Raw genomic sequence first — 654 nt, 5'->3', positions numbered from 1 at the left:
TGATCTTCCCCCGTAAAAGTGGACGGGGTTAAGCCGCTTTGCGCTCGGCCTCAGCGGGGCTGATATAGCCCAGTGCTGAGTGCAGGCGATGGGGATTGTAGAAGCCCTCGATGTATCCGAACAGGTCTCGCCGCGCCTGGTCTCGGGTGGCGTAGACGCGGTGATGAACGCGTTCGGTCTTGAGGGTGTGGAAGAAGCTCTCCATCGGGGCATTGTCCCAGCAGTCGCCCTTTCGGCTCATCGACGGGGTGATGCCGGATCGGGCCAGGGCTGATCGATAGGCTTCGGCTGCGTATTGGATGCCCCGGTCCGAATGATGGATCAGGCCGGGCGCGGGGCGCTGACGTTCGACGGCCATGTTGAGGGCGTCGAGGGCGATCTCGGTGTGCAGGGTCTGGCGCATGGACCAGCCCACGATCTTGCGGGTGTGCAGGTCGAGGATGGCGGCGAGATAGAGCCAGCCTTCGCCGGTCGGGATGTAGGTGAGGTCGGCAAGCCAGACCTGGTTGGGCGCCGCCGCCTCGAAGTTCCGGGCCAGCCTGTTGGGCGCGATGGGATAACCGTGGCGGCTGTTCGTCGTCCGGGCGCGACGCGGCAAGGCCGCCAAGCCCCGCAGGCCGGCGCGGCGCATCAGCCGCTCCACGCGGGATCGAC

At 66.4% G+C, this 654-nt stretch carries 1 protein-coding gene; it reads right to left on the bottom strand.

Annotation, left to right across the window (positions count from 1 at the left end; translation table 11 throughout):
• Nucleotides 1-28 precede the first annotated feature (28 nt).
• On the bottom strand, nt 29-654 hold a 626-nt coding region (locus VH88_RS13550), incomplete at its 5' end, for an IS3 family transposase (RefSeq protein WP_045811713.1).

Source organism: Brevundimonas sp. KM4, assembly GCF_000964075.1.
GTDB classification, from domain to species: Bacteria; Pseudomonadota; Alphaproteobacteria; order Caulobacterales; family Caulobacteraceae; genus Brevundimonas; species Brevundimonas huaxiensis.
The sequence above is the reverse complement of the archived record's forward strand: the minus strand, read 5'-3'. Positions and strand labels throughout refer to the sequence as shown.